General features: G+C 65.0%; 25 protein-coding genes and 1 other RNA gene. 17 read left to right on the forward strand and 9 right to left on the reverse strand.

Going from position 1 to position 22,525, the window contains the following annotated elements:
- Positions 1 to 8 precede the first annotated feature (8 nt).
- Positions 9 to 848: an AAA family ATPase gene (locus ABID44_RS09010; RefSeq protein ID WP_354151370.1), complete on the reverse strand. Its 840-nt coding sequence runs from the start codon at positions 846 to 848 to the stop codon at positions 9 to 11.
- 148 nt (positions 849 to 996) lie between these two features.
- On the opposite strand from ABID44_RS09010, the gene ssrS reads away from it, so the two are divergent.
- From ssrS to ABID44_RS09040, 6 genes are all read left to right on the forward strand, one after another.
- A non-coding RNA gene (gene ssrS, locus ABID44_RS09015) (6S RNA) lies at positions 997 to 1,152 on the forward strand.
- A gap of 107 nt (positions 1,153 to 1,259) precedes the next feature.
- The gene (locus tag ABID44_RS09020; protein ID WP_354151371.1) at positions 1,260 to 1,898 is read left to right on the forward strand and encodes a 5-formyltetrahydrofolate cyclo-ligase; all 639 of its coding nucleotides are present in this window, start codon (positions 1,260 to 1,262) and stop codon (positions 1,896 to 1,898) included.
- Between the two features lie 207 nt (positions 1,899 to 2,105).
- Positions 2,106 to 2,930, forward strand: coding sequence for a TIGR00282 family metallophosphoesterase (locus tag ABID44_RS09025; RefSeq protein ID WP_354151372.1), 825 nt, complete (start codon positions 2,106 to 2,108; stop codon positions 2,928 to 2,930).
- Between the two features lie 95 nt (positions 2,931 to 3,025).
- Entirely contained in the window at positions 3,026 to 3,793 is a 768-nt protein-coding gene (locus ABID44_RS09030; RefSeq protein WP_354151373.1) for a TerC family protein, read from the forward strand.
- Between the two features lie 280 nt (positions 3,794 to 4,073).
- Positions 4,074 to 4,823 (forward strand): YebC/PmpR family DNA-binding transcriptional regulator, encoded by a 750-nt coding sequence (locus tag ABID44_RS09035; protein ID WP_354151374.1) that lies wholly within the window; start codon positions 4,074 to 4,076, stop codon positions 4,821 to 4,823.
- A complete protein-coding gene (locus tag ABID44_RS09040) occupies positions 4,820 to 5,116 on the forward strand; it encodes an Rdx family protein (RefSeq protein WP_354151375.1) in 297 nt (98 codons plus the stop codon). Before ABID44_RS09035 ends, ABID44_RS09040 begins: the two co-directional genes overlap by 4 nt.
- An 88-nt stretch (positions 5,117 to 5,204) precedes the next feature.
- Here ABID44_RS09040 and rpmE read toward each other — a convergent pair whose 3' ends face one another.
- On the reverse strand, positions 5,205 to 5,426 hold the full coding sequence (gene rpmE, locus ABID44_RS09045) for a 50S ribosomal protein L31 (protein WP_354151376.1): 222 nt from the start codon (positions 5,424 to 5,426) through the stop codon (positions 5,205 to 5,207).
- 188 nt (positions 5,427 to 5,614) lie between these two features.
- Here rpmE and ABID44_RS09050 point away from each other — a divergent pair, with 188 nt between their 5' ends.
- Positions 5,615 to 7,408: an ABC transporter transmembrane domain-containing protein gene (locus ABID44_RS09050; RefSeq protein ID WP_354151377.1), complete on the forward strand. Its 1,794-nt coding sequence runs from the start codon at positions 5,615 to 5,617 to the stop codon at positions 7,406 to 7,408.
- 5 nt (positions 7,409 to 7,413) lie between these two features.
- Here ABID44_RS09050 and ABID44_RS09055 read toward each other — a convergent pair whose 3' ends face one another.
- The 4 genes from ABID44_RS09055 to ABID44_RS09070 all read right to left on the reverse strand — a co-directional run bounded on the left by ABID44_RS09055 (position 7,414) and on the right by ABID44_RS09070 (position 12,239).
- A complete protein-coding gene (locus ABID44_RS09055; RefSeq protein ID WP_354151378.1) occupies positions 7,414 to 8,562 on the reverse strand; it encodes an amidohydrolase in 1,149 nt (382 codons plus the stop codon).
- 79 nt (positions 8,563 to 8,641) lie between these two features.
- On the reverse strand, positions 8,642 to 10,126 hold the full coding sequence (locus ABID44_RS09060; RefSeq protein ID WP_354151379.1) for a carboxypeptidase M32: 1,485 nt from the start codon (positions 10,124 to 10,126) through the stop codon (positions 8,642 to 8,644).
- Positions 10,127 to 10,177: 51 nt separating this feature from the next.
- Positions 10,178 to 11,209, reverse strand: a complete 1,032-nt coding sequence (locus tag ABID44_RS09065) for a peptidoglycan -binding protein (RefSeq protein WP_354151380.1) — start codon at positions 11,207 to 11,209, stop codon at positions 10,178 to 10,180.
- A gap of 1 nt (position 11,210) precedes the next feature.
- The gene (locus ABID44_RS09070) at positions 11,211 to 12,239 is read right to left on the reverse strand and encodes a MotA/TolQ/ExbB proton channel family protein (RefSeq protein WP_354151381.1); all 1,029 of its coding nucleotides are present in this window, start codon (positions 12,237 to 12,239) and stop codon (positions 11,211 to 11,213) included.
- 207 nt (positions 12,240 to 12,446) lie between these two features.
- Between ABID44_RS09070 and ABID44_RS09075 the strand changes: the two genes are divergently transcribed.
- Positions 12,447 to 13,457: an acyltransferase family protein gene (locus ABID44_RS09075; RefSeq protein WP_354151382.1), complete on the forward strand. Its 1,011-nt coding sequence runs from the start codon at positions 12,447 to 12,449 to the stop codon at positions 13,455 to 13,457.
- Here ABID44_RS09075 and ABID44_RS09080 read toward each other — a convergent pair.
- The 3 genes from ABID44_RS09080 to ABID44_RS09090 form a co-directional block, all read right to left on the reverse strand.
- Positions 13,423 to 14,223 (reverse strand): inositol monophosphatase family protein, encoded by an 801-nt coding sequence (locus ABID44_RS09080; RefSeq protein WP_354151383.1) that lies wholly within the window; start codon positions 14,221 to 14,223, stop codon positions 13,423 to 13,425. The genes ABID44_RS09075 and ABID44_RS09080 overlap by 35 nt on opposite strands.
- Positions 14,224 to 14,366: 143 nt before the next feature.
- Complete coding sequence (locus ABID44_RS09085; protein WP_354151384.1) at positions 14,367 to 15,356, reverse strand: tetratricopeptide repeat protein; 990 nt, start codon at positions 15,354 to 15,356, stop codon at positions 14,367 to 14,369.
- 3 nt (positions 15,357 to 15,359) lie between these two features.
- Positions 15,360 to 16,007: a thiamine phosphate synthase gene (locus ABID44_RS09090; RefSeq protein WP_354151385.1), complete on the reverse strand. Its 648-nt coding sequence runs from the start codon at positions 16,005 to 16,007 to the stop codon at positions 15,360 to 15,362.
- 500 nt (positions 16,008 to 16,507) lie between these two features.
- On the opposite strand from ABID44_RS09090, the gene rcdA reads away from it, so the two are divergent.
- From rcdA to ABID44_RS09135, 9 genes are all read left to right on the forward strand, one after another.
- The gene (gene rcdA, locus ABID44_RS09095; RefSeq protein ID WP_354151386.1) at positions 16,508 to 17,029 is read left to right on the forward strand and encodes a protease adaptor protein RcdA; all 522 of its coding nucleotides are present in this window, start codon (positions 16,508 to 16,510) and stop codon (positions 17,027 to 17,029) included.
- A 71-nt stretch (positions 17,030 to 17,100) separates the two neighbouring features.
- Entirely contained in the window at positions 17,101 to 17,610 is a 510-nt protein-coding gene (gene ruvC / locus ABID44_RS09100; protein WP_354151387.1) for a crossover junction endodeoxyribonuclease RuvC, read from the forward strand.
- 18 nt (positions 17,611 to 17,628) lie between these two features.
- Positions 17,629 to 18,249: a Holliday junction branch migration protein RuvA gene (ruvA, locus tag ABID44_RS09105; RefSeq protein ID WP_354151388.1), complete on the forward strand. Its 621-nt coding sequence runs from the start codon at positions 17,629 to 17,631 to the stop codon at positions 18,247 to 18,249.
- A gap of 43 nt (positions 18,250 to 18,292) precedes the next feature.
- Positions 18,293 to 19,330 carry a Holliday junction branch migration DNA helicase RuvB gene (gene ruvB / locus ABID44_RS09110; RefSeq protein WP_354151389.1) on the forward strand — a complete coding sequence of 346 codons (1,038 nt, stop codon included), beginning with the start codon at positions 18,293 to 18,295 and terminating at the stop codon, positions 19,328 to 19,330.
- Positions 19,327 to 19,785, forward strand: coding sequence for a tol-pal system-associated acyl-CoA thioesterase (gene ybgC, locus ABID44_RS09115; protein WP_354151390.1), 459 nt, complete (start codon positions 19,327 to 19,329; stop codon positions 19,783 to 19,785). The genes ruvB and ybgC overlap by 4 nt, the downstream gene beginning before the upstream one ends.
- 78 nt (positions 19,786 to 19,863) lie before the next feature.
- Positions 19,864 to 20,160: a hypothetical protein gene (locus ABID44_RS09120; protein ID WP_354151391.1), complete on the forward strand. Its 297-nt coding sequence runs from the start codon at positions 19,864 to 19,866 to the stop codon at positions 20,158 to 20,160.
- Between the two features lie 11 nt (positions 20,161 to 20,171).
- Positions 20,172 to 20,879 carry a protein TolQ gene (gene tolQ / locus ABID44_RS09125; protein WP_354151392.1) on the forward strand — a complete coding sequence of 236 codons (708 nt, stop codon included), beginning with the start codon at positions 20,172 to 20,174 and terminating at the stop codon, positions 20,877 to 20,879.
- A gap of 46 nt (positions 20,880 to 20,925) precedes the next feature.
- The gene (gene tolR / locus ABID44_RS09130; RefSeq protein ID WP_354151393.1) at positions 20,926 to 21,375 is read left to right on the forward strand and encodes a protein TolR; all 450 of its coding nucleotides are present in this window, start codon (positions 20,926 to 20,928) and stop codon (positions 21,373 to 21,375) included.
- 5 nt (positions 21,376 to 21,380) lie between these two features.
- A complete protein-coding gene (locus ABID44_RS09135; protein ID WP_354151394.1) occupies positions 21,381 to 22,499 on the forward strand; it encodes a UCP034077 family protein in 1,119 nt (372 codons plus the stop codon).
- Positions 22,500 to 22,525 lie beyond the last annotated feature (26 nt).

Genomic DNA, 22,525 nt, shown 5'->3' on the forward strand with positions numbered 1-22,525 from the left:
CCTTCTGCTCAGGCGTTGCGCCTTGCCATGAAGGCGAGGCGCTCGAACAGATGCACATCCTGCTCGTTCTTCAAAAGCGCGCCGTGCAGGCGCGGCAAGGCGTTCTTCGCTTCGCCGCGCAAATCCTCGGGCGCCACGTCGTCGGTCACAAGCAGCCTGATCCAGTCCAGAGCCTCGGAGGTGGAAGGCTTCTTCTTCAGGCCCGCCACCTCGCGGATCTCAAAAAACTGGGCCAGCGCCGCCTCGACCAGCCGCTTCCTGATGCCCGGATAATGCACCTCGACGATGCGCGCCAGCGTCTCGATGTCGGGGAAGCGGATGTAGTGGAAGAAGCAGCGGCGCAGGAAAGCGTCGGGCAGTTCCTTCTCGTTGTTGGAGGTGATGATGACGATGGGGCGCTGGACGGCGCGGATCGTCTCGCCGGTCTCGTAGACGAAGAACTCCATGCGGTCGAGTTCCTGCAACAGGTCGTTGGGGAACTCGATATCGGCCTTGTCGATCTCGTCGATGAGGAGCACGACCTTCTTGTCCGCGGCGAAAGCGTCCCACAGCTTGCCGCGCCGGATATAGTTGCCGATGTCGTTGAAGCGGTCGTCGCCGAGCTGGCTGTCGCGCAGGCGCGAGACGGCGTCATACTCGTACAGGCCTTGCTGGGCCCTGGTGGTCGACTTCACGTTCCATTCGATCAGGTCCAGCCCGAGAGCCGACGCCACCTGCCGCGCCAGTTCGGTCTTGCCGGTGCCCGGCTCGCCCTTGACCAGCAGCGGCCGTTCCAGTGCGATGGAGGCGTTGACCGCCACCATCAGATCCTTGTCGGCGACATAGGCCGAGGTGCCTTCGAAGCGCATGCTCTTCCTTCCCAGCGAGGTTGCGCAGGTGTGTAGCCAATCCGTGTCGACCTGCCAAGGGAAGGGGCTTCGCGGAAAGTTTCGGCTTTCGACGATCAGATGCATGGCGGCGCTGGCGCGGCGGCACGGTTAGCCCTATATTGATGGGGACGGTCTGCGCTTCGCGGCAGGAGAGACATTCCCCGGGGCCTTATCGATCTCGAAGGGAGCTGTCCCTGGCCGGGCCCGTGGGCCCGGACATATGGCGCCCACCTACTTTGTAGGTTCCCGGGATCGACTTCTCCACCGGTCGCGTGGACCGTCACCTTCCATCCACGTCGCGTATCCCGCGTTCCATGGACGTTGCGGTTCCCGTCATCGAATGTCGCAGTCGAAACCCCGCCGCATCCTGTTCTCCCGCATGGTCCGCGCATGACGCCTGCCAAACAACACAAGAATTCCGTTCGAGTCGAAGCATTGGCCCGGCGCGATGTGCTGGACGCCACCTTGCGCATCGAACTGGCGTTGCGGGTGGCCGAGATTGGCGTGCAGGCCATCGACTTCACGCCGGGCGCGATCATCTCCGGCTTCCTGCCAATCCGCTCGGAGATCGATCTCAGGCCGCTGATGGCCGCATTGCGCGACAAGGGCGCGCGGCTGTGCGTGCCGGCCGTGCTGGACAGGGAAACGATCGTGTTTCGGGAACTTGCACGCGGCGCGGAACTTGTGCGGACCGGCTTCGGCACGACCGGACCAGGACCGCAGGCTGCAGTGCTCGATCCGGAAATCATCCTCCTGCCCCTGGCGGCTTTCGATTCGCGCGGCCATCGGCTGGGCTACGGCGCGGGCCACTACGACCGCGCGGTGGCGCGTATGCATGCAAGAGCGCTGAAACCGCGCCTGATCGGCACGGCGTTCGATTGTCAGGAGGTGGAGCATGTGCCGGAGGAGGGCCACGACGTCGCGCTGGACGAAGTGCTCACCGAAAGCGGCCTGCGCAGCTTCCGCAAGGCCGATAGGCCCGATCCCGCCTCCCCTGACAGCCGGTGGCGGCAGGAGCGAATTCGCTGAAGCGCGTCGCGATCTTTCCGATTCGCCCCCATGCTTTAAGTACTTGTTCTTACGCATGTCGGTGCCCCGAAACCGGTTTCCGCTTTCGGGCGACATGCTCTAAAGACCCGGTTCCCCTTTCAGGTTCGACGCAACTGTCTGTTTTGGCCGCATTTATGCGCCTTCAGGTGATTCCACCTGAGCGCAAAATGCTCTAAGAACCCTTTCATGCGACTTCTTTTTCTCGGCGACATGGTCGGCAAGTCCGGCCGTACGGCAGTTTGGCAACAGCTTCCCGGCCTCATCTCGGATTTCCGGCTCGATTTCGTCATCGTCAATGGCGAGAACGCGGCTGGCGGTTTCGGCATCACCGAACAGATATTCCACGCCACCATCGAGGCGGGGGCCGATGTGGTGACCACCGGCAACCATGTCTGGGATCAGCGCGACGCGCTGAATTTTGCGCCGCGCGAGGACCGCTTCCTGCGGCCGGCGAACTTCCCCAGGGGCACGCCCGGCAGGGGCGCGGGCCTCTATGTGGCCCGCAACGGCGCGCGGGTCATGGTCGCCAACATCATGGGGCGCGTGTTCATGCATCCCGAGCTGGACGACCCGTTTCAGGCCGGCGAGCAGGAACTGGCGGCCTGTCCGCTGGGTGAGCAGGCCGACGCCGTGGTGATCGACTTCCACGCCGAGGCGACCAGCGAGAAGATGTGCTTCGCCCATTTCGTCGACGGGCGCGCCTCGCTCGTGGTCGGCACCCACACCCATCAGCCGACCGCCGATCACCAGATCCTCAACGGCGGCACCGCCTATATTTCCGATGCCGGCATGTGCGGCGATTACGATTCCTCACTCGGCATGGACAAGGAAGAGCCGCTCAACCGCTTTCTCTCCAAGGTGCCGAAGGGCCGTTTCGAGGCGGCCAATGGTCCGGCCACGCTGTGCGGCGTCGGCGTCGACATCTCCGACCGCACCGGGCTGGCCGAAAGGATCGCGCCGTTCCGGCGCGGGCCGAGACTGGAGGAAGCGGCGCCGTCTTTCTGGGCTTGATGCGCCCGGTTCAAAAAAATCTCCCCCGGCACATTGAAGGCAGGCTGCCCGACGCCTAGTTTGTTGCGACCTTTCCGATGGAGACCGTCGCCCGCATGCTGGACGTTATCGCCGACCATTTCGACTGGTTGAGCAATCCGACCGCATGGGTCGCGCTGTTCACCCTGGTGGTGCTGGAAATCGTTCTCGGCATCGACAACCTTATCTTCATCTCCATCCTGACCAACAAGTTGCCGCAGGAGCACCGGGCCCGGGCGCGCACGCTTGGCATAGGCGCGGCGCTCATCATGCGCCTGCTGCTGCTGGCGACGATTTCCTATATAGTGAAGCTCACCGCTCCGCTCTTCACGCTGTTCGACCACGCTTTTTCGTGGCGCGACCTCATCCTGATCGCCGGCGGTCTTTTCCTCGTCTGGAAGGCGACGAGGGAAATCCACCATTCGGTCGATCCGGACGCCGACAAGAGTCAGATGATCGGTCGCACGGTCCAGCTCTCGCTCGGCGGCGCCATCTTCCAGATCCTGCTGCTCGATCTGGTTTTCTCGATCGACTCGATCATCACCGCCGTCGGCATGACCGATGAAATCGCGATCATGTACATTGCCGTGATCGCGGCGGTGACGGTGATGCTGCTCGCCGTCAACCCGCTGTCGGCCTTCATCGAGAAGAACCCGACCATCGTCATGCTGGCGCTCGGCTTCCTGCTCATGATCGGCATGACGCTGATCGCGGATGGCATGGGCTACCATGTGCCCAAGGGCTACATCTATGCCGCCATGGGCTTCTCGGCGATGGTCGAGGGTCTCAACATGCTGGCCCGACGGCGCAACGCGAAAGCAAAGAGCGGCGGCGCACAGCGCTGACGATGCGCGGCGCGTGCAGCGCCGTACGTCCTTTCGGGCGTACAGAGGACGCTCTGACGCTTTCGGCCGGGCGGCACCGCCAGTCACGTTTTCGCGACGGGACAGGGCGGTCCGGCTGGACGAATTGCGATGGTTTCTCTATAACCCGGCCATTCCGGCATCGGTTCTCCCAAGCGGAATCCGGCTTGCGGACCACCCGATGCTTTATCAGACAATGAGGTCCGATCCCGGGCGTTGAGGCCCGCCGCGATACGGACGCCGCCAAGCATCAAGGAGTCCCATGGCCGGCCATTCACAGTTCAAGAACATCATGCATCGCAAGGGCCGTCAGGACGCGATGCGCTCAAAAATGTTTTCCAAGCTGGCGCGAGAGATCACCGTCGCCGCCAAGACCGGCATGCCCGACCCCGCCATGAACCCGCGCCTGCGCCTGGCCATCCAGAACGCCAAGGCCGAGTCCATGCCCAAGGACAACATCCAGCGCGCCATCAACAAGGCGTCCGGCAATGACGGCGAAAATTACGAGGAAGTGCGCTACGAAGGCTACGGCCCCGGCGGCGTGGCCGTTATCGTGGAAGCGCTGACCGACAACCGCAACCGCGCCGCTTCCAACGTGCGCGCGGCCTTCACCAAGGCCGGCGGCGCTCTGGGTGAAACCGGTTCGGTTTCGTTCATGTGGGATCGCGTGGGCGAAATCGTCTATCCGGCCTCTGCCGGTTCCGCCGATGCGGTCATGGAGGCCGCCATCGAGGCTGGCGCCGAGGATGTGGAATCCGACGAGGAGGCCCACACCATCTATTGTGCGTTCGAGGATATGGGCGAGGTTTCCAAAACGCTCGAAAGCGCCCTTGGTGAAGCCAGCTCCGTCAAGGCGATCTGGAAGCCTCAGAACACCATTCCGGTCGATGAGGACCGTGCCCGCTCGCTGATGAAGCTGGTTGGCGTCCTTGAAGATGACGACGACGTCCAGAACGTCTACGCCAATTTCGAGGTCGACGAAGAAACGCTGGCCAAGCTCAGCGCGGCATGACCGGGGAGGGCAAGCCCCGCATCGTCATCACGTACTGCACGCAGTGCCAATGGCTGCTGCGTGCAGGCTGGATGGCGCAGGAGCTGTTGTCCACCTTCGGTCCCGACCTTGGCGAGGTGGCGCTGGCGCCCGGCGTCGGCGGCGTCTTTTCCATCACCTGCCAGGGCGAGCTGATCTGGGAACGCAAGCGCGACGGAGGCTTTCCCGACGCAGCCCGCCTCAAGCAACTTGTCCGCGACGTGATCGACCCGGATCGCGACCTTGGCCATTCCGACCGCAAGCCGCATGGCTGATATATGCCGGTTCTTGGGCGAACCGATCCGGTATCAATAAAAAAACCCGCCTCGAAGGCGGGTTTTTCGTTCAGGCTGCTGGCCCTGATCAGATGCCGAGATTGGCGAATCTGGACTTGAACTTCGACAGGCGGCCGCCACGGTCGAGCAGGGTCTGCTGACCGCCGGTCCAGGCCGGGTGCGTGGTCGGGTCGATGTCGAGGTTCATCGTGTCGCCTTCCTTGCCCCAGGTCGAACGGGTCATGTATTCGGTGCCATCGGTCATGACGACCTTGATGGAGTGGTAATCGGGATGGATGTCTGCCTTCATCGCTCTCGTCCTGTCTCGGGGGGACGGCGGCCCTGCGGCGATGCGCCCCTTTTTAAAAACTCGAAGCCGCAGCTATTCAAAAGCGGCGGCCCTGAAACGGTCGGCGAGCCTATACATCAACCGGAATTGAATCACAAGGTCGCACCGACGCATAATGGTCGCGGTCGAAGGGCAGGAGAACCCGCAACATGGCGCAATCCGAAGGCGCGGAAGCGCGCAGGCGCTCGCTGAGACCGCTGCGGCGGCTGTTCCCCTATATCGGCTCCTACCGGGGACTGGTCGTCGGGGCGCTGTTCTCGCTGGTTCTGGCCGCCGTAACGACGCTTGCCCTGCCATTGGCGGTGCGCCGCATGATCGACCATGGTTTTTCCCATGCCGACACCGCTTTCGTGTCCAATTATTTCATCATGCTCATGGGAATGGCCGCGCTGCTCGCCTTCGCGTCGGCCGCCCGGTATTATTTCGTCATCACACTGGGCGAGCGGGTGGTGGCGGATCTGCGCCGCGACGTTTTCTCCCATCTGACGACGCTGTCGCCCTCCTTTTTCGACCGGGTGCAGTCGGGCGAGATCGTTTCCCGCCTGGCCGCCGACACCACGCAGATCAAGTCGGCGGTCGGGGCGACCGCCTCGGTCGCGCTGCGCAATCTCATCCTCGGGTTCGGGGCGCTCGCCATGATGGTGGTGACGAGCCCCAAACTGTCGGGCCTCGTCATCGCCGCCATTCCCCTGGTGGTGGTGCCGCTGGTCGCCTTCGGGCGCTCGGTGCGCGGGCGTTCGCGCGCCGCACAGGATATGCTGGCCACCGCAAACGCCTATGCCGGCGAGCAGATCGGCGCGGTGCGCACCCTGCAATCCTTCACCAATGAGGGGCTGGTCACGGCCCGGTTCCGGGCGGCGGTGGAGGCGGCGTTCGAGGCTGCCCGCGCCTCCATTCTGGCGCGCGCGCTGCTTACGTTCGTCGCGATCTTCATCATCTTCACCTCGGTGGTGGCGGTGCTGTGGTTCGGCTCGCGCGACGTGCTGGGCGGCGTCATGTCCCCCGGCACGCTCGGACAGTTCCTGCTCTACTCCGTCTTCGCAGCCGGCGCTCTCGGCGCTCTGTCGGAAGTGTGGGGCGAGCTTTCGCAGGCTGCGGGCGCCGCCGAACGGCTGACGGAGCTCCTGGCTGAAGAGCCGGACATCAAGGCCCCCGCCGATCCGAAACCGCTGCCGGTCCCGGCGCGTGGCGAGATCGCCTTCGAGGGCGTGTCGTTCGCCTATCCGGCAAGCCCCAACCGTTCCGCGCTGCATGAACTTTCCTTCGCGATCCGGCCCGGCGAGACGGTGGCGGTCGTCGGCCCCTCGGGTGCGGGCAAGAGCACGGTGTTTTCCCTGCTTCAACGCTTCTACGATGTCGACGGCGGCGCGATCCGCGTGGACGGGGTCGATCTGCGCGAAGTCGATCCGCAGGCGCTGCGCGCGTCCATGGCCATCGTGCCGCAGGACGTCACCATCTTCGCGGCAAGCGTGCGCGACAACATCGCCTTCGGCCAGCCTGATGTTTCGGACGCCGAGATCGAGGCGGCGGCGCGCGCGGCGCAGGCCGAGGAATTCATCCTCAGGCTGGAGCGTGGCTACGACACGCAGGTGGGCGAGCGCGGCGTGACGCTTTCCGGCGGTCAGCGCCAGCGCATCGCTATCGCCCGCGCCATCCTGCGCGACGCGCCGATCCTGCTGCTCGACGAGGCGACCTCCGCGCTTGACGCCGCCAGCGAGACGCTGGTGCAGGAGGCGCTGGCCGGCCTGATGCAGGCGCGCACCACGCTGGTCATAGCGCACCGGCTGGCCACAGTTCTGGAAGCCGACCGCATCCTCGTCATGGATGACGGCCGTATCGTGGAAGAAGGCGCCCACCGCAGCCTCGTTGCGAAGGGGGGGCTCTATGCCGAGCTTGCCCGCCTGCAATTCGAGACAGGCAAGCTGGAGGATGCGGCCGAGTAGGGCCGTCACCCCAGCAGATTGCGCGCGGTTCGCATGAAGATGCGCGCGCCGATGGCGATCAGGTCGTCGGGGAAATCATAGTCGGGATTGTGCAGGTTCGGCCGCTCGACGCCCGAACCGAGATAGAGCATCGCTGATTTCGAGGCGTGGCCGAAGACGCCGAAATCCTCGGAAGCGCGCATCGGCAACTGCGCTCCGTCGTGAGGCACGCCTTCGGCATCGAGCGCCGCGCCAAGATGCGCGGTCGCTTCCGGTTCGTTCAGGCTGGCGACGAATATCTCGTGATAGTCGAAGACGCACTGAAGACCATGGTGTTCGGCCTCCTCGCGCACCAGAGCTTCGGCCGTGGCGCACAGATCGGCCATGCGGGCGTCGAGCCGGGTGCGCAGGGTCACGCGGATTTCCGCATGGCCGGGGGCGACGCCGAACACGGGCTCGCCCATGCGCACATGGGTGACGGTGGCCATGGCGAAGTCGTCGCTGGTGAAAGCGCCGCCGCCCAGTGCGGCCAGCCGCGGCGTCAGCCGGCTCACCGCCATCATCGGAGAAATTCCGCTCTCGGGCATCGACGAATGGGCGGTCCTGCCTTCCAGCGTGATGCGAAGGCCGCGCGAGGCGCAGTTGACGACCCCTTCGCGCAGCCGGACATGGCCGAGCGGGGTTCCGGGCAGATTGTGCAGCGAGAAGGCGAAGTCCGGGCGGATCGCCGCATAGCGCGGGTCGGCGACAACGCCGGCTGCGCCGTCTCCGGTTTCCTCCGCAGGCTGGAACATCAGCACGACGCGACCCTTCGCCGGGCGCTGCCGGCCGAACAGGCGGCCGGTCGCCGCCAGGATCGCCATGTGGCCGTCATGGCCGCACATGTGCCCCTTGCCTTCGACGGTCGAGCGATGGGGAATGTCGGAAATCTCGGCGATGGGCAGCGCATCCAGCTCGGCGCGGAACAGAACCGTCATGCCGGGCTGGCCACTGTCGTAGACGAAGGCGACGCCATGGCCGCCGAGCCCGGTCAGCACCTCGTCCGCGCCGGTGCCGGCAAGGAAGGAAACGACCCGCCTCGCCGTCTCCTTCTCCTCGTTGGAGATTTCGGGGAAGCGATGCAATTCGCGGCGGAAGGCGATGAGGTCTTCGATGTCCCGATTGGTGAGGTTCATGGAAAGCGTCCCCTGTCGTGGTGGATTTGAAATTCGCGCGACGCCGTGTGCGAACGATGCGAATTCCGGATTCGGGATATTAGCCCCCGTAGCGCTTTTGCAGATGGGCGATGAAATGACTTGCGTCGAGTTTTTCGCCCGTGGCGCGCTCCATCAGTGCGGGCGTCGACCAGCGTGAGCCCTGTGACCAGATGCGGTCGCGCCGCCATTCGTTGGCGGTGGAGAAATCGCCTTTGGCGATAGCTTCATCGGTATCCGGATGGTCGCGAACCAGCGCCGCCCATTGCTGCGCCGCCATCATCGCTCCGAGCGTATAGGATGGGAAATAGCCGAAGGCCCCGCCCGGCCAGTGCACGTCCTGCATTGGTCCGTCGGCCGGATTGTCGATGGTCGAAAGCCCGAGATAGTCGCGCATGTGCGCGTCCCACGCTTCCGGCAGGTCGGCCACTTCCAGCCGCCCGGCAACCAGCTCCTGCTCCAGCTCGTAGCGCAGGATGACATGCAGCGGATAGGTCACTTCGTCGGCGTCGACGCGGATCAGCCCGCGCGCGACATGATGGACATGGGGCTGGATGTCGTCCAGCGACCAGTTTTCGTCGAGATGGGTGTCCACCACCGGCAAGGCCCAGCGCCAGAAGGCGGGATTGCGGCCGATCTGCTTTTCCACGAACAGGCTCTGGCTTTCGTGAATGGCCATGCCGCGCGCCTTGCCGAGCGGCCAGTGCGACCAGTCCTGCGGCAGGTTCTGCTCGTAAAGCGCATGGCCGGTTTCGTGCAATATGCCCATCAGGGCGGACAGGAATTCGGTGGTGCGATAGCGCGTGGTGATGCGCACATCGCTGGGAACGCCGCCGCAGAACGGATGGTGCGAGACCGAAAGGCTCCCGCGCGTCAGGTCGAAACCGACCGCCTCCATCATGGCGAGGCCCAGCGCCTGCTGCTTCTCGATGGAATAGCTGCCGGAGAGCGGCTTTAGCGGGCGCTTGGCCAGCCGCCCGGCCTGAACCTCAAGCGCCTGCGGCGCAAAATCCTTCAGGAACGCCTTCAGTTCCGCGAAGACCGGCGTGATGTCGGCGGCGCGATTGCCGGGATCGTATTGCTCCATGAGGGCGTCATAGGGCGAGAGGCCGAGCACATCCGCTCGCATGGCGGCTTCCTCGCGCACGAGGGTCACCACGCCCTCCAGCGCCGGCTGGAAGCTGGTCCAGTCATTCCTGGCGCGCAGGCCGCGCCACAACTGTTCGCAGCGCAGGCGCGCCGCCGTCTGGCGCTCGACGAAGTCGGCGGGCAGGCAGGTGAGGTTGGTATGGTGACGCCTGAACTCGCGAAGCGCCGCAGTCTGGTCCTCGTTCAGCGCCTCCGTTTCGGCGGCCTCGATCCAGTCGGCGATCTCCGGCGCGGTCGCGTGCCGGTGATACATGCCGGAGAGCGCGGCCATGGCTTCGGCGCGCTTCTCGCCACCACCCACCGCCATGTGGGTGGCCTCGTCCGCGCCCAGTATGGCGAGCGCATGTTCGAGCGCTTCGAGGCGGCGGCAAAGATCATCGAGCTTCTGGAACGACATGCAAAACTCCTGCTGACGGAGAGTGACGGGAAGAGACTGGACAGCGCCGGATCAGCGCTCCGTCAATTTCAGCTCGATGCGACGGTTGCGGTCGCGGGCGTCTTGCGTGCCGGTTTCATCGAGCGGCTGGTATTCGCCGAAGCCGGCGGCGACCAGCCGGTTGGCCGGAACCCCGTTGGCGATGAGGAACTTGACCACCGAAATGGCGCGGGAGGACGACAGTTCCCAATTGTCCTTGAAGCGCCCCGTGCCGGACAGCGGCCGATCGTCGGTGTGGCCGTCGACACGCAGCACCCAGTTGATCTCGGGCGGGATTTCCTTCTGCAATTCGATGATGGCGTCGGCGAGCTTCTTCATCTCCACCTGCCCGGCGTCGTTGATCTGGTCGGAGCCGATGGGAAACAGCACCTCGGACTGGAATACGAAGCGGTCGCCGACGATGCGGATATTTTCGCGGTCGGCCAGGATTTCGCGCAAGCGTCCGAAGAAGTCGGACCGGTAGCGGTTCAGTTCCTGCACGCGCTGGGCCAGCGCCACGTTCAGCCGCCGTCCGAGATCGGCGATCTTGGTGTTGGATTCGCGGTCGCGCGCCTCCGAGGCGTCGAGCGCCTGTTCCAGCGCCGCGATCTGGCGGCGCAGGGCGGCGATCTGCTGGTTGAGCAGTTCGACCTGCGAAAGCGCCCGCTGGCTGAGCTGGCGTTCGCTGTCCAGTTCGCCCGCAAGCTCGTCGGCGCGCGCGGTCGCGGCGCTTCCCGTGCCTTCGCCGGCGGCCAGCAACTGTTCAAGCCGGCTCTTTTCGGCCTCGGAGGCGAACAGCGAGGCCTGGAGGTTGGCCAGCGCATCCTGCGCGTCCTGCACATTGCCGCGTTCGAGCGCCAGAAGCTGCGTCAGCTCATTGATCTGGGCGTTCAGGCGATTGAGCGCCTCGTCCTTGCCGGAGATTTCGCGGCTGAGCAGGAATTGCGCCAGAACGAACACCGACAGCAGGAACATGATGGCGAGCAGCAGCGTCGACAGCGCATCGACGAAGCCCGGCCAGTAGTCGATGTGGCGGTAGCTGCGGCGGCCACGGGCGAGAGCCACTTTACTTCACTCCCTGCTGGGCCTTGAGGGCTTCGGCGATCTTCTCCAGCGTCTCGCGCATGGCGCGCTGCTCGTCGGACTGCGCTTCCACCCAGTCGCGCATGATCTGCTGTTCGGAGCGCATGTTCTTGACAAGGCCGGCGATGCCGTCGGCCAGATTGGCCATGGCCGCCGCCACGCGCGGGCTGGAGCCGCCGTTTTCCTGAAGCGAGCGCAGGCGTTCGGAAAGAGCGCGCAGTTCGTCGGTGGTGCCGGCGCCGCGCCCGTTCTCGGGGCCGACCAGATCGGAGGACAGGTCCGTCACCGAGGACAGCCAGTTTTCAAGCTCGGTGTAGAAGCGATTCTGGGCGCGACCCGCCTGAAGGTCGAGGAAGCCGAGGATCAGCGAGCCGGCAAGGCCGAACAGCGAGGACGAGAAGGCCGTGCCCATGCCGGAGAGGGGGGCCGAAAGGCCCTGCTTCAGCGCTTCCAGCACGGAGGCCGAATCGCCGGTGCCGGGATCTAGCGACTGGATGGTCTCGCTGATCGAGCCGATGGTTTGCAGCAGGCCCCAGAACGTGCCGAGCAGGCCGAGAAACACCAGCAGGCCGACCAGATAGCGTGAGGTGTCGCGGGTCTCGTCGAGACGTGTGGCGATGGAATCGAGCATGGTGCGCATGGAGCTGGTCGACACGGCGATCGAGGCGGAGCGGCCGAGCATGGCCTGCATCGGCGCTAGCAGCACCGGGTTGGTGGTCTCGGCGCCGGCGCGGAAGGAGTTCACCCACCGCACTTCGCGAAACAGCCGGCCGACCTGCGCGAAGGCAAGCAGGATACCCACGATGAGCACGCCGAGGATGAGGCCGTTGAGGCCGGGATTGGTGACGAAGGCCGACTGGATCTGCCGGCTGAGGATGATGGCGATGAAACCCACCAGCCCCAGGAAGATGACCATGGTGAGCAGGAACACCTGCGGGCTTGAGAGCTTGTGGGGATCGTAGCTCAGCACATCCGAGCCGCCGCCAATGCCGAACGATCTGAGCAGGGCCATGCGTCTTCCATCTGGTTTGCGCGCGTCGCGGCAACTCTAATCGGAATTCCGGCGAAATTGGAAGCCGCCCGGCGCGATCTTGCCTGGAAAGGGGTCGGGTAAAGGCTTGCCATAGTGTCGCCCCGCTCCAGCTTATGGTGGATAAATCGAATCGGTGACGGCGGACGGGGCTTTCGAGAGAAAAGACGCAGATGCGCGCTTTGGCTTATGAGTTCAGTAAAAAACAGCAGGAACACCCATCTGGACGCCCTCAGGGGCGCAGGTATATTGCTCGTCGTCTTCGGACACCTGATCGAGCAGCCGTCATCGGGATCACCAATTCTGCAATCCATCTATGTCGGCATCTATTCTTTCCATATGCCGCTTTTTGTTTTCCTGTCCGGCATGTTCGCCCGCGAGAGGCTTGAGGCCGGCGACTACAGCAAGATCGTGTGGACGCTGGTGCTGCCGCTGGTCGTCTTCCAGTTCGTCTATACGGGCATGAGCAGGCTGACGGGCTGGTACGAATATTCGCTGTTCACGCCCTATTGGCTGCTGTGGTTCATCGCCAGCATGATCTTCTGGCGGCTGCTGCTGCCGCTGTTCGCCTCGCCGGCCGGGCTGGTGGTCGCCGTCGTCATCTCGATGGCCGCAGGTTATGACGATGGCGTCGGCTATACGCTCAGCGTTTCACGCACGCTCTATTTCCTCCCCTTCTTCGTGTTCGGCCATCTGTATGGCGAGCAACTGGCGGCCACCGCGCGGCGCCACCCGTTTTTGTTCGCGCTTATGTTCGTCTGTTGCGTGGGCGCAGTGCTGGCGTGGTGGAAACTCGGCCTCAATCCGGGGGCGCTCACCGGCAGCCGCGACTATACGAGCGGCGCTGCCGACGCCAGCTATCCGGCACTTGCCCGCCTTGGCCTGATGCTGCTCGGCGCCGGGGCGGCCATGGGTTTCGCAGCGCTCGTGCCGCGCGATCCGCCGCTGCTTCGCTGGCTCGGGGAACGCTCGCTGGCGATCTACCTGCTGCACGGGCTGCTGGTGATGGCCTTCGTCGCCTCGGGCGCGCCCGCGTTGATCCCGCAGGCGTTGCTGCTGCCGGTTCTGGCGCTGCTTTCGGTTCTGGTGGCGGTGGCGACAGCCCCGGTCGACGCGCCCATGCGGCGGCTGTTCAGCCCGCCGCGGCAAGGGCGCTCCAATGGCTTCAGCGTGAGGCGACGGGCTTCGACAGCGTCTTGACCAGCGCGCGGTGGATGACCTCGTTGCCGGCCACGACATCGCCGCTTTCAAGCATGTCCTGTCCGCCACCGGGTTCGGAAGCGAAGCCGCCCGCCTCGCGCACCAGCAGAAGCCCGGCGGCCACATCCCATGCCGAAAGGCCGGTTTCCCAGTAGCCGTCGATGCGCCCGGCGGCGACATAGGCGAGATCGAGCGCGGCGGAGCCCATACGGCGCACGCCGGCCACCTCACCCATGACATTGCGCAATTCGATCAGGAAATTGCCGTGATGGCCGCGACCCAGATGCGGTATGCCGCAGCCGATCACCGCGTCGGAAAGCTTCGTGCGCGCCGCGACGCGCAATCGGCGGTCGTTCATGAAGGCCCCGCCGCCACGCTCGGCGGTGTAGAGCTCGTCCATGATCGGATTATAGACGACGCCGGCGACCAGCTGGCCCTGGCGTTCCAGCGCGATGGAGATCGAAAAAACCGGAATGCCGTGCAGGAAATTGGTGGTGCCGTCGAGCGGATCGACGATCCAGCGGTGCTGGTCGTCGTCGCCGTCAACGACGCCGCGCTCCTCCATCAGGAAAGCATAGCCGGGACGCGCCTTCGCAAGTTCGGTGAAAACGATGTCCTCGGCGCGGCGGTCGGCCTGGCTGACGTAGTCGCCCGGCCCCTTCAGCGAAACCTGAAGGTTCTGCACCTCGCCGAAATCGCGCGAGAGCGAGCGGCCGGCCTTCATGGCAGCCTGAACCATGACGTTGATTATGGCGGAGCGGGCCATGTCGGTAAGGTCTCCGAATCTGTTGGAATGGTCGCCGGCGAAAGGCGGGCAGTCGGCGCTTCCAAGACCACAAATCGCCGCCCGACGCAAGAGAAAGGGCGCGCCGCGGCCTGCTTGCGCCGATCTGTGACGCCGTGTGGCTGCTACGGGAGACGGTTCGCCCGTTGCACCGCTTCCTGCAACTGCTTGTCGGTCAGGCCCTGCAGATAGTCTTCCATCTCCCGGTCGATGAGACCGGCGCGGCGCGCCACGATATACCAGGCGGCGGCGAGGATCGGGTCGGGATCGACGCCAAGGGCGGCGACGTAGAGCTTGGCCAGCCGGTTCTGCGCGGCCACATTACCGCCGCGCGCCGCCACCTGCATCCAGCCGAAGCCCTTGCCGTAGTCACGCTCGCCGCCACGTCCCTCGATCAGCCACTGGGCGAGGTCGAGCTGGGCGGTGTCAAAATTCTGCCGCGCGGCCTTTTCAAGCAATTCGCGAGCCTTCGCGTCGTCGTGCTCCTTGCCGCCGACGCCATTGGCGTAGGCCTGCGCCAGCGCATATTGCGCGTCGGCGACGCCTGCTTCCGCAGCGCGCTCGTAATAGCTCACCGCCCTCGACAGGTCGTTGGGGTTCTCCCTGACCAGAAGCTGGGCGAAGTTGAACTGGGCCAGCGCATTGCCTGCCTCGGCCGCCGCCTGCATCAGCGCATGGGCCTCCTTCTCGTCCTTCGGCACGAAATTGCCGTCGAGAAGCATCAGCGCATACTGGAACTGGGCTTCAGGCACGCCGCGCTCCGCCGCTGCCGCATACCATTTCGCCGCTTCCCCGGCGTTGATGGGAACGCCAAGCCCGCGCGCCAGCAATTCGGCCACCAGCGTCTGCGCGGCCGGATCGCCATTCTGCGCGCGCGGCAGGGCCAGATTGTAGGCGGTCTTGTAGAGGCCGCGCTGATAAGCGCCATAGGCGTCGTCGAGCCGTTTGCCGAAGCGGGCCGGATCGAGATCGGGCAGGGTGTCGCGTTCTTGTGTCGTGGCCGGCTGGGGCAGGGGCCGGTCGCCCTTGTCCTGATCGATGGTGGTTCCGGACGCGCCGGCTGTGCCGAGAGCGGCGTACAGAAACATTGCAACGAGGACGGGCCGCCTTGCCATGTATCAGTCCCTGAAGCGCGGCGCATGCCCGTCGAGCAGCTCGTTGGCGCGGGCGACGGCCTCACGCGGATCGATGCCGTCCGCGAATATGGCTGCCGACAGGGCGACGAATTCCGCTCCGGTCGCGGCGACATCGACGACCGAGGCGATATCGGAGCCGCCCATGACGATGCAGGGGATTTCCACCATCTCCGCCCACCATGAGCCGAGGGTGAGATTGCGCGGATGCGGTTTCGGATCGGTGTCGTAGCCGAAGCGGCCGAAGAACATGTAATCCGGCCCCTCCTCGCCAAGCCCCAGCGCGTCGTCGCGCGTCTTGACGCCGCCGGCGCCGACCATCATGCGCTCCCGCATCCGCTCGATCGTGTCGGCGAGTTCCTGCCGCTTCGCCTCGATGTGAACGCCGTCCGCCTTGACACGGCCCGCCACCCGGCTGTCGCCGGCGATAATGGCGGCGGCGCCGGCAGCCTGGGCCAGCGGCGCGAGCTTTTCGGCTGACCGCTGGAAGGTCGCTTCATCCGTCTCGCCTTGCGGCAAAAGCACCGAAGCGACGTCGCCGCCTTCGAGCGCCGCGGCAAGGTGGCCGGCATCGGTGCCGGGCATGACGATCAGGACGAGACGGCAGCGGTCTGGGGTCGTTTGCGGGTTCATGGCCATTCCGGGTTTCGATCTGCCCTATGCAGGGCGAAATTGGTTGCATTGCGGCATAGAGCAAAGCGTTCGCATTGAACAGGTGGCGCATGGCCCATGGTCCGCCGCCGTCGGGGTTGCGTGCGGGCCGGCGATTGCATTTTTCGTGAAAATTACAGGTCGCGTTAAGCGACCATTAAGCTTTACAGCTGTTTACTATGTGCATCCAGTGATCTGGATACTTACCGAGTGGTTGGAGCCACTTTGTTTGACGCCTCCCTGTTAACTTCTGAGAGCCGCCTTACCCGCGGCTCTTTTTTTATGCCGATTTTCAGGTCGCTCTCTTCACAAATGGAGTCGTTTGTGCGCCGGTTCGGGCACGCAGCCTGTTCATATTAACCTTTCATTAAGTATAGACTTGCCTTGAAAAGCGGTCGGGCGCATTTTCCGGTGCAGAGGCCGTATAGGGTTGCAGTCATGCTGCCGGGGCGAATCGCCTCTGCGCAAGACCAGGGTGCGTCATGAATCGATCTTCACAGGAAAGCGGGAACACGATCAGGCTGGCCGAGCGCCGCATCTTCTCGCAATCCTTCCAGCCGCTCTACAATGAGGGGATGGGGCTGGTGGAGCAGGCGGCCGAGTATCTGGATTCGCGCGGGCGCACCGAGGCGAAGAAACTGAGCCGGCTGGCGGCGACGCTTTATGCGGCCGAATCTATGCGGCTCACCACACGGCTCATGCAGATCGCCTCCTGGCTGCTGCTCCAGCGCGCCGCCAATTCCGGCGAGATGACGCGCGATCAGGTGGCGGCGGAAAAGGCCAAGGTGCGGCTCGACACGGTGTCGGCGCATGAGGATGCGGAAGGCTGGAGCGAACTGCCGGTCGAATTCGTCGATCTGGTGCGCCGCTCGCTGCGCCTGCAATCGCTGGTGCGGCGCATGGACGAGGAAGTCTATGGCGATGCGCTGCCGCAGGGGCTGGAGCGCGGCAGCCCCGTGTTCGACCAGATTTCGCTTCTCAACACCGCCTTCGCGCGGGGATAAGCGCGCTTCACGTTTCCGGTTTGTTCACATTTCGCTGGCAAGTCTGCCGCCGGTGAATAGAGTGGGCGATCATGGCGGAAACGATTCGGATCATCGGCATCGACCCGGGACTTCGGCGCACCGGCTGGGGCGTCGTCGAATACCTTGGCAATTCGCTGCGCTTCGTGGCTTCCGGCTCCGTCTGCTCGGATGACAAGGCGACGCTCGCCTCACGCCTTTGCCAGTTGCACGATGGCCTGTCGCAGGTGCTGCATCAGGCCATGCCGCATGAGGCGGCGGTGGAGCAGACCTTCGTCAACAAGGATGCGACGGCGACGCTGAAGCTCGGGCAGGCGCGCGGCATCGCCATGCTGGTTCCGGCGCTGGCCGGCCTGCCTGTGGCCGAATATGCGCCCAATGCGGTCAAGAAGGCGGTCATCGGCGTCGGCCATGGCGACAAGAAGCAGATCCACATGATGGTCAAGGTGCTGATGCCCAAGGCCGTGTTCGACACGCACGATGCGGCCGATGCGCTCGCCATCGCCATCTGCCATGCCCATCACCGGCAAAGCGTGGCATACAGGTTGAAACAGATCGCGTAACGGGGACGGGCAGGGATCATGATCGGCAAGCTGAAGGGCACGCTGGACGAGATCGACGAGGATCATTGCGTCGTCGATGTGCATGGCGTCGGCTATGTCGCCTTCTGTTCGGCGCGCACCCTGGCCGCGCTGCCCGCGCCCGGTGAGGCGGTGGTGCTGTTCATCGAGACGCTGGTGCGCGAGGACATGATCCGCCTTTACGGATTCAGCTCGGCGCTGGAACGTGAATGGTTCCGCCTTCTTTCCACCAATGTGCCGGGCGTTGGCGCCAAGGTGGCGCTGTCTGTATTGTCGACGCTCGGCCCGGCCGATCTGGCCAATGCGATCGCTCTGCGTGATATCGCCATGGTCACGCGGGCTCCCGGCGTCGGCAAGAAAGTCGCCGAGCGCATCCTGACCGAACTGAAGAACAAGGCGCCAGCCTACGCCGGCGAGGCGGCGGGCAATATCGGCCTCAAGCAGGAACTGGGCGAAGGCGTCGCGCCCGCCCCGGTCGCCGACGCCGTTTCCGCGCTCACCAATCTCGGCTATGCGCGCGACATCGCCGCCAATGCGGTGGCGGCCGCGCTGAAATCGGCCGGGGAGGACGCCGACTCGGCCAGGCTTATCCGCCTCGGCCTGAAGGAGCTGGCGCGGTGAGGCGCTGCTTGCCCCTTGCCGCGCGGCGTGGCAGGACAGCGCCATGAGCACCGCCCCCCGCCTCATCTCGTCCGAAAAGCGCGGCGAGGACGCCGACCAGACGCTGCGCCCGCAGACGCTCGACGATTTCGTCGGGCAGGCGGCGGCGCGCGCCAACCTGAAAGTGTTCATAGAGGCGGCCAGGGGGCGTGGCGATGCGCTCGACCATGTGCTGTTCGTCGGTCCTCCCGGTCTGGGCAAGACCACGCTCGCCCAGATCATGGCGCGCGAGATGGGCGTCAATTTCCGTTCGACGTCCGGCCCGGTGATCGCGAAGGCGGGCGACCTCGCCGCCCTGCTCACCAATCTCGAAGACCGCGACGTGCTGTTCATCGACGAGATCCATCGCCTCAGCCCGGCGGTGGAGGAAATCCTCTATCCCGCCATGGAGGATTTCCAGCTCGACCTCATCATCGGCGAAGGTCCGGCGGCGCGATCGGTCAAGATCGACCTCGCCCGTTTCACGCTGGTGGCGGCGACGACGCGGCTCGGCCTGCTCACCAATCCCCTGCGCGACCGCTTCGGCATTCCGGTGCGGCTCAATTTCTATACGGTCGAGGAGCTGGAATTGATCGTGCGGCGTGGCGCGCGTATTCTCAGCCTGCCGATAACCGACGACGGCGCGGTGGAGATCGCGCGCCGGGCCCGGGGCACGCCGCGCATCGCCGGCCGGCTTTTGCGGCGGGTGCGCGATTTCGCCACGGTGGCGGGCGCCGAGACCGTCAACCGCAAGATCGCCGACGAAGCGCTGCTTCGGCTGGAGGTCGACGGGCTCGGCCTCGATGCGCTCGACAGGCGCTACCTTTCCATGATCGCCGCGAATTTCGGCGGCGGGCCTGTCGGCATCGAGACCATCGCTGCGGCGCTCTCAGAGCCGCGCGACGCCATCGAGGACATCATCGAGCCCTATCTCATCCAGCAGGGCTTCATACAGCGCACGCCGCGCGGACGCGTCCTCACCGCCAATGCATGGCGTCAACTGGGGCTCGAAGCGCCACGCGACATCACCCAGCAGCAGATCGGTCTGTTCCAGGACGAATGAGCACGCAGGACGACACTCCGCCCGGACTCTCCGGCGAACTGACGCGGTTCGGCCACCGGCTGGCGGCGCGCGTCTATTACGCCGACACGGATTTCTCCGGCGTCGTCTACCATGCGCGCTATCTGGAGTTCTTCGAGCGCGGGCGTTCGGATTTCCTGCGGCTGGTGGGCGTGCATCATACGGAGCTTGCGGCGGGCGAGCAGGGCGAAAAGATCGTATGGGTGGTGCGGCGCATGGAGATCGATTTCCGCGCGCCGGCGCGCATCGACGATATCCTGACGGTCGAGACGCGAACGGTGGAGGTGTCGGGCGCGCGCATCACCATGGCCCAGCAGCTCAAACGGGGCGAGGAGCTTCTGGTGGAGGCGCGTGTCGAAGCGGCCATCATCGGCGAGAACGGGCGTCCGCGCCGGTTCCCGAAGGGCTGGATCGCCGCTTTCATGCCGGAAGCCTGATTCGGACCGGCATCGAACGGCGGCCGGTGCATGCCGAGCCGCGGACCGGAAAGTGGAATCCGATTTTCGGCAAATCCGATGCTCGATCAAAATGCTAGAGCGTCCTTTATGCGCCCGGTTGGACGCCTGGCGTTCCAAACAGCGATTTTTGCGCGCCACCTTGCCGCACGCTTTCTTTCTAACGCATCCTTAACCATAACCATTCATGAAGATGGCGATGAAATTCGAAGGAATCAACGCGCCTTCCTTTTACCAACATTTGCCTTGAAAAGGCCGCCACTGGCGCTTTTCGGAATTTTGGTGCGGACAGGGCGCGCGGGCTTGAAAGGGTCGAACGTCGCGGGCTGGCGGCTTGCCCGGCCCGGGACGATTTAAGGAACGTTTGGATGGAAAACATCGCTCTCGCCGAACCGGCGGCGTCGCTGTCGATATGGGCCCTGTTCATGCAGGCCAACTGGGTGGTCAAGCTGGTCATGATCGGCCTGCTCGGCGCATCCGTGTGGACCTGGGCGATCATCTTCGACAAGGTCGTCTCCTACGGGCGCATGCGCTCGGCGCTCAACCGCTTCGAGCAGATCTTCTGGTCAGGCCAGTCGCTGGAAGAGCTTTACCGCACGCTTTCCGACCGCAAGACCACTGGCATGGGCTCGATCTTCGTTGCCGCCATGCGGGAATGGAAGAAAAGCTTCGAGAAGGGCGCGAAATCGCCGCACGGCCTTCAGATGCGTATCGAAAAGGCCATGGACCTCGCGCTCACCCGCGAGATGGAGCGGCTGGAGGGCAGCCTCGGCTTCCTCGCCACCATCGGCTCGGCCGCGCCCTTCATCGGCCTGTTCGGCACGGTGATCGGCATCATGACCTCATTCCAGGCGATCGCCGGCTCTAAGTCCACCAGCCTCGCGGTGGTGGCGCCGGGCATCGCGGAAGCGCTTCTGGCGACCGCCATCGGCCTGCTTGCGGCGATCCCCGCCGTCATCGCCTACAACAAGCTGTCGTCCGACGCCGGCAGGCTGGCCGGTCGCATGGAGGGCTTCGCCGACGAGTTCTCCGCCATACTCTCGCGCCAAATCGATGAAAAGGTCGCCCGGTCCTGATCGGGCAATGCGTGATCGCGCAACCGGGGCAGTCTGAGGTTCGGAAATGGGAATGTCTGTAAGCACGGGCGGAGGCGGCAGGGGCGGGCGCGGAAGGCGTGGCCGCCGCAAGGCGCTGATGTCGGAGATCAACGTCACGCCCTTCGTCGACGTGATGCTGGTGCTGCTCATCATCTTCATGGTGGCGGCGCCGCTGCTTACCGTCGGCGTGCCGATCGACCTGCCGGAGACGCAGGCGAAACCCATGAATTCCGAGACCCAGCCGATCACCGTTTCGGTGAACGACAAGGGCCAGGTCTATCTTCAGGAGACCGAGATTGCGGTCGACGAGGTGGTGCCGCGCCTCGAGGCGATCGCCCAGACCGGCTATGAGGAGCGCATCTATGTGCGCGGCGACAAGACAGCCGACTACGGCACGGTGATGCAGGTCATGGCCCGCATCTCGGCCGCCGGTTACAAGAACCTCGGCCTCGTCACCCTTCAGGAACAGGACTGACAGTCTTGAAGGCGAGCCTCACCACATCGCTGGCCTTGCATGCGGCGGTGCTGGCCTTCGGGCTGGTGTCGCTGTCGGCGCCTGCCGCCTTCGAGGTGAGCGAGGTCGAATCGCTGCCGGTCGACATCGTGCCGCTGGAGGAACTGACCCAGATCCAGCAGGGCGACAGGCAAGCGCCGATGAACGAAAAGCCGGCGCCGACGCCCACCCAGCGCCCCGACGTCGTGGCCGACGCCCGCGAGATCGGCGAGAACACGGTCGACACCGACAAGCCGGCGACGCCCGATCCCAAGCCGCAGCCCGTCGATAACGCCGCCGCGCCGCCGCCGGCCCCCGCGCCGAGCGAGAAGCCGGCGCCCGAGGAGCCGCCCAAGCCGCAGGAGCAGCCAAAGCCCGAGCCGGTCAAGCCGCCGGAGCCGAAGCCCGATCCCAAGCCTGAGCCGGTGAAGGAGCCGGAGCCTGCGCCCAGGCCGGCCGAACAGAAACCGGCCGAGGCCAGACCCGAGCCCGCCGAACCCGATGCGGTCGCCGAGGCGATCGCGGCCGAGGACAAGCCAACCGAGCAGTCTTCGCTTCCCGACACGGCGCCTGCCCCGCAGGCGCGACCCCGGCCGGCCGAGACGCGGACCGCCAAGGCTTCCGACAGCAAGGCTTCCGAAAAGCCGGCGAAGGACAGCTCGGCGACGCAGAAGTCCGACGAGAAGGATTTCAACGCCGACGAGATCGCAGCGCTGCTCGACAAGCGTACGCCTTCCGGCGGCGGCGCGAAACGTTCGAACGAACAGGCCTCGCTTGGCGGCAGGAAGACCACCGGCGGCAATCGTCTCTCGCAAAACGAGATGGATGCGCTGCGCCAGAAGCTGGGCGGCTGCTGGAGCATTCCCGCCGGCGTCGACGACGCCGGCATGCTGAAGGTCTCGGTCCGCTTCAGGCTCGACCGCTCTGGCGTGCTGGAAGGCCGTCCGGAAGTGATCTCAGGCGGCGCGCCTTCCGGCCCCGGCCGCACGGCCGCCGAATCCGCGGTGCGCGCGGTGCAGAAATGCGCGCCCTTCAACCTGCCCGCCGACAAATATGACAGCTGGTCGGAAGTGGTGGTGAATTTCGACCCGAGCGACATGTTCTGATCGCCGGACTGGAACCAATGAGGCTG

This window comes from Aquamicrobium ahrensii, from assembly GCF_040545755.1.
Taxonomy (GTDB): domain Bacteria; phylum Pseudomonadota; class Alphaproteobacteria; order Rhizobiales; family Rhizobiaceae; genus Mesorhizobium; species Mesorhizobium ahrensii.

Excerpts from the sequence above, each read along its gene's own strand:
- ruvC (WP_354151387.1), top strand. The coding sequence starts at position 17,101 with ATGGCGGAAACGATTCGGATCATCGGCATCGACCCGGGACTTCGGCGC.
- ABID44_RS09055 (WP_354151378.1), bottom strand. The coding sequence starts at position 8,562 with ATGAACCTCACCAATCGGGACATCGAAGACCTCATCGCCTTCCGCCGC.
- ABID44_RS09080 (WP_354151383.1), bottom strand. The coding sequence starts at position 14,223 with ATGGCCCGCTCCGCCATAATCAACGTCATGGTTCAGGCTGCCATGAAG.
- rpmE (WP_354151376.1), bottom strand. The coding sequence starts at position 5,426 with ATGAAGGCAGACATCCATCCCGATTACCACTCCATCAAGGTCGTCATG.
- ruvA (WP_354151388.1), top strand. The coding sequence starts at position 17,629 with ATGATCGGCAAGCTGAAGGGCACGCTGGACGAGATCGACGAGGATCAT.
- ABID44_RS09070 (WP_354151381.1), bottom strand. The coding sequence starts at position 12,239 with ATGGCCCTGCTCAGATCGTTCGGCATTGGCGGCGGCTCGGATGTGCTG.
- ABID44_RS09025 (WP_354151372.1), top strand. The coding sequence starts at position 2,106 with ATGCGACTTCTTTTTCTCGGCGACATGGTCGGCAAGTCCGGCCGTACG.
- ABID44_RS09040 (WP_354151375.1), top strand. The coding sequence starts at position 4,820 with ATGACCGGGGAGGGCAAGCCCCGCATCGTCATCACGTACTGCACGCAG.
- ABID44_RS09120 (WP_354151391.1), top strand. The coding sequence starts at position 19,864 with ATGCTCGATCAAAATGCTAGAGCGTCCTTTATGCGCCCGGTTGGACGC.
- ABID44_RS09075 (WP_354151382.1), top strand. The coding sequence starts at position 12,447 with ATGAGTTCAGTAAAAAACAGCAGGAACACCCATCTGGACGCCCTCAGG.
- rcdA (WP_354151386.1), top strand. The coding sequence starts at position 16,508 with ATGAATCGATCTTCACAGGAAAGCGGGAACACGATCAGGCTGGCCGAG.
- ABID44_RS09020 (WP_354151371.1), top strand. The coding sequence starts at position 1,260 with ATGACGCCTGCCAAACAACACAAGAATTCCGTTCGAGTCGAAGCATTG.
- ruvB (WP_354151389.1), top strand. The coding sequence starts at position 18,293 with ATGAGCACCGCCCCCCGCCTCATCTCGTCCGAAAAGCGCGGCGAGGAC.
- ABID44_RS09060 (WP_354151379.1), bottom strand. The coding sequence starts at position 10,126 with ATGTCGTTCCAGAAGCTCGATGATCTTTGCCGCCGCCTCGAAGCGCTC.
- ABID44_RS09035 (WP_354151374.1), top strand. The coding sequence starts at position 4,074 with ATGGCCGGCCATTCACAGTTCAAGAACATCATGCATCGCAAGGGCCGT.
- ABID44_RS09050 (WP_354151377.1), top strand. The coding sequence starts at position 5,615 with ATGGCGCAATCCGAAGGCGCGGAAGCGCGCAGGCGCTCGCTGAGACCG.
- ABID44_RS09090 (WP_354151385.1), bottom strand. The coding sequence starts at position 16,007 with ATGAACCCGCAAACGACCCCAGACCGCTGCCGTCTCGTCCTGATCGTC.
- ABID44_RS09085 (WP_354151384.1), bottom strand. The coding sequence starts at position 15,356 with ATGGCAAGGCGGCCCGTCCTCGTTGCAATGTTTCTGTACGCCGCTCTC.
- tolR (WP_354151393.1), top strand. The coding sequence starts at position 20,926 with ATGGGAATGTCTGTAAGCACGGGCGGAGGCGGCAGGGGCGGGCGCGGA.
- ybgC (WP_354151390.1), top strand. The coding sequence starts at position 19,327 with ATGAGCACGCAGGACGACACTCCGCCCGGACTCTCCGGCGAACTGACG.
- ABID44_RS09010 (WP_354151370.1), bottom strand. The coding sequence starts at position 848 with ATGCGCTTCGAAGGCACCTCGGCCTATGTCGCCGACAAGGATCTGATG.
- tolQ (WP_354151392.1), top strand. The coding sequence starts at position 20,172 with ATGGAAAACATCGCTCTCGCCGAACCGGCGGCGTCGCTGTCGATATGG.
- ABID44_RS09030 (WP_354151373.1), top strand. The coding sequence starts at position 3,026 with ATGCTGGACGTTATCGCCGACCATTTCGACTGGTTGAGCAATCCGACC.